Annotated in this window: 4 protein-coding genes; 2 read left to right on the plus strand and 2 right to left on the minus strand. The window is 72.3% G+C overall.

Annotation, left to right across the window (positions count from 1 at the left end):
* Window positions 1-186: 186 nt before the first annotated feature.
* Together meaB and VGO10_RS19235 are read right to left on the minus strand one after the other, a co-directional pair.
* Window positions 187-1,161 carry a methylmalonyl Co-A mutase-associated GTPase MeaB gene (gene meaB, locus VGO10_RS19230; RefSeq protein WP_327471433.1) on the minus strand — a complete coding sequence of 325 codons (975 nt, stop codon included), beginning with the start codon at window positions 1,159-1,161 and terminating at the stop codon, window positions 187-189.
* A gap of 127 nt (window positions 1,162-1,288) precedes the next feature.
* Window positions 1,289-1,834 carry a helix-turn-helix domain-containing protein gene (locus VGO10_RS19235; protein ID WP_327471435.1) on the minus strand — a complete coding sequence of 182 codons (546 nt, stop codon included), beginning with the start codon at window positions 1,832-1,834 and terminating at the stop codon, window positions 1,289-1,291.
* A gap of 64 nt (window positions 1,835-1,898) precedes the next feature.
* Between VGO10_RS19235 and VGO10_RS19240 the strand changes: the two genes are divergently transcribed.
* Entirely contained in the window at window positions 1,899-2,573 is a 675-nt protein-coding gene (locus tag VGO10_RS19240) for an MBL fold metallo-hydrolase (protein WP_327471437.1), read from the plus strand.
* A 64-nt stretch (window positions 2,574-2,637) separates the two neighbouring features.
* A complete protein-coding gene (locus VGO10_RS19245; RefSeq protein WP_327471439.1) occupies window positions 2,638-3,303 on the plus strand; it encodes an acyltransferase in 666 nt (221 codons plus the stop codon).
* The last annotated feature ends 19 nt before the right edge of the window (window positions 3,304-3,322 follow it).

Raw genomic sequence — 3,322 nt, forward strand, 5'->3', positions numbered from 1 at the left:
CTCGACGAGGTCGTCGCCCGCCGCCTCGACCCGGCCACGGCGGCCAGCCGCATCCTCGAGCGCCTCGATGCGGCCGCGGCCTCCCGCCCGGCCTAACCAGGGAGCGTCGAGCGACGACCGAACCCCGAGGCGTGGCTGAGTCGTCCCTCGACGCTTCCCGGGGTGGGGGTGGCGGCGGCGGTGGCGCTAGTCGTCGTCGCCCGCGGCCGCGGCCGCGTCGAGGCGCTCGAGGATGCGGCTCGCCGCCGTGGCGGGATCGAGGCGGCGGGCGACGACCTCGTCGAGGAGCTCGGCGAACGTGTCGTCCTCGTCGAGTTGCTCCTCCAGGCGGCGGCGCAGGCGGAAGGTGCAGATCGCGACGACCTCGCTGCGCAGGTTGCGCTTGCGACGCTCCGAGAGCGTGCCCTCGGCCTCGATGAAGGCGCGGTGCTCGTCGAGCTTGGCGACCAGCTCGGCGACGCCGGCGCCCTTGTGCGCCTCGGTCTTGATGATCGGCACGCGCCAGCCGCGCTGCGGCGCGAGCGAGAGCACGCCGCGGATCTCGCGGACCATCGTGTCGGTCAGCGGATGGTCGGCCTTGTTGACGACGATGATGTCGGGGATCTCCATGACGCCGGCCTTCAGCGCCTGGATCGAGTCGCCCGAGCCGGGCATCAGGACCAACACGATGGTGTCGGCGTGGTCGATGATGTCGACCTCGGCCTGACCGACGCCGACGGTCTCCAGGAACACATCGTCCTTGCCGGCGGCGTCCATCAGCAGCGCCGCCTGCAGCGCCGCCTCGCTGAGGCCGCCGAGCGCGCCGCGGTTGGCCATCGAGCGGATGAAGACGCCGGGATCGAGGAAGTGCTCGGTCAGCCGGATGCGGTCGCCGAGCAGCGCGCCGTGGGTGAAGGGCGAGGACGGGTCGATCGACAGCACGGCGATCTCGCGGTCCTGTTCGCGGCGCAGCTTGGTCAGCGCGCCGATCAGCGTGGACTTGCCGGCGCCCGGCGCGCCGGTCAGCCCGACGATCGACGCGTTGCCCGTGTGCGGGTAGACCTCGCGGACGAGCTCCCAGCCCGCGGGGTCGTCACTCTCGACGAGCGTGATGGCGCGCGCCAGGGCGCGCTTGTCACCGTCGAGAAGGCGCTGGGCGAGGGTCTGCTGGGCCTGCGACATGGACCGCGCATGATGGCGGACTCACCCGATCAACTGCTCGGCGACGTGCTTGCCCGCCATGCACGACGGCGCACTCACGGGATCAACTGCTCGGCGACGTGCTTGGCCGCCATGCACGATGACGGTCTCACGGGATCAACTGCTCGGCGGTGTGCTTGGCCAGCGCCTGCGGGTCGCCCAGCAGCTCGGGCGCGTCGCGGCTGAGGTGGGCGCGCCCGACGTAGGTGCTGTAGGCCAACAGCGCCTGGCGGCGCGCCCGAGCGCGGCTGAGCCCCAACTCGCCGAACGCCCTGGCCATGAACGCGACGCGCCGCTCGGCGGCGCGCACGACGGCGGCGTGGACGGCCGCGTCATCGGCCGAGGCCTCGAGCATCCGCATGAAGATCGACGGCGGCTTGGCCGACGCCTTGCCGAGCAGGGCGAGCAGCCGCTCACGCGGGTCGTCGATCTTGGCCACCTGCTCGAGCGGGCCGTCGACGTGCAGGCGCTCCCAGCGCGCGACGGTCGCCGCGATCAGCTCCTGGCGCGTGCGGAAGTGCCAGTAGAAGCTGCCCTTGGTGACGCCGAGCTCGCGGGCCAGCGGCTCGACGGCCACGGCGGCCAGGCCGCCACGCTCCAGCGCATCGAGCGCGGCCTGCTCCCAGCGCTCGCGATCGAGGTTCTCCGGCGTCATCTGACCGCCCACCATACGGGACCGTATTGACAAGCGCAGCGCCATACGGCAGCGTATGGCCGACATGTACGAGCTCGCTCCCGATCTGCGCCACGTCCCCGGCTTCCCGCCGTTTGCCATCAACATCTACCTGGCGGGTGGGGTGATCGTCGACGCCGGCACCCGCTACGCGTCGCGGCGCATCCTGCGGGCGGTCAAGACCACCAACCTGCCCATCAAGGCTCACGCGGTCACCCACGGCCACTGCGACCACCAGGGCGCGAGCGCCGCGCTGGTCGCCGCGCTCGGCACGCCGTTTTGGGGGCCGGCCGCCGAGGCCGACGAGCTGCGCAGCGGCGCCGTCGGCCCGCTCGCGCCGTCCAACGTCATCACCCGCTGGCAGCTCAAGCACTGGGCCGGGCCGGGCGTCACGGTCGACCGCGAGCTGCGCGAGGGCGATGCGCTGGACGCCGGCTTCGTCGCGCTCGAGACGCCCGGCCACTCCCCCGGCCACCTCTCGTTCTGGCGCGAGTCCGACCGCGTGCTGATCGCCGGCGACGTGCTCTTCGGCCGCCATCCGACGACCGGTCGCCAGGGTCTGCACGAGCCGCCGCGCGAGTTCACGCTGGATCCGGCGCGCAACCGCGAGTCGATCCGCCGCGTCGCGGCGCTGCGCCCGGCGCTGACCGTCTTCGGCCACGGCCGCCCCTGGCGCGACACCGACGCGCTGGAGCGTTTCGCCGACGCGCTGCCGTCGTGACCCTGCGCGCTGATGGCCCTGCGCGCTAGCCTCCGCGGGCGTGGAACCGGTCTTGTCCCCGCCCATGATCGCGTCTCCGCCTGCCCCGCCGCTGCACTACCGGGGCGATCCGCCGCCGCTGTCGGGTGGCCCGCTCGCGCTGCTGCGCTTCGCCCGGCGCAACGGCATGTTCAACCGCAAGTACGCCCGCCTGATCCTGCGGTTGGCGTACTGGAAGCTGCGGCTGCGCGGGCGGTTGCAGCTCGATGGCCTCGCGTTCATCTGCCCCGGCGTCTCGCTGGAGGTGGGCCCGAACGCGGTGCTGCATCTGGGTCGCTGGTCGTGGCTGGGCCACGGCTGCAAGATCCGCGTCCACGAGGGCGAGTGCCACATCGGCGCCAAGACCGTGATGGGCCAGGAGTGCACCGTCTCGGCCTTCCAGCACGTGTCGATCGGCCGCGAGTGCATCATCGCCGACCGCGTGATGTTGATCGACTTCGACCACGGCGTCGTCGAGGTCGAGCGCGCGATCCGCCACCAGGGCATCTACAAGCGTGACGTCAAGGTCGGCAGCAACTGCTGGATCGGCTACGGCGCCTGCATCCTGCGCGGCGCGACGGTCGGCGACAACGCGATCGTCGGCTCCAACACCGTCGTCACCAAGGACATCCCGGACAACGCCGTCGTCGCCGGCATCCCGGCGCACGTGATCCGCATGCGCGAGGCGCCGAAGACCCTGCGCTGGAGCTAGCGGCGCAGCCGCGTCTGCA

Origin of the sequence: Baekduia sp., from assembly GCF_035996765.1 — a bacterium.
Classification (GTDB): domain Bacteria; phylum Actinomycetota; class Thermoleophilia; order Solirubrobacterales; family Solirubrobacteraceae; genus Baekduia.

Excerpts from the sequence above, each read along its gene's own strand:
- meaB (WP_327471433.1), bottom strand. The coding sequence starts at position 1,161 with ATGTCGCAGGCCCAGCAGACCCTCGCCCAGCGCCTTCTCGACGGTGAC.
- VGO10_RS19235 (WP_327471435.1), bottom strand. The coding sequence starts at position 1,834 with ATGACGCCGGAGAACCTCGATCGCGAGCGCTGGGAGCAGGCCGCGCTC.
- VGO10_RS19240 (WP_327471437.1), top strand. The coding sequence starts at position 1,899 with ATGTACGAGCTCGCTCCCGATCTGCGCCACGTCCCCGGCTTCCCGCCG.
- VGO10_RS19245 (WP_327471439.1), top strand. The coding sequence starts at position 2,638 with ATGATCGCGTCTCCGCCTGCCCCGCCGCTGCACTACCGGGGCGATCCG.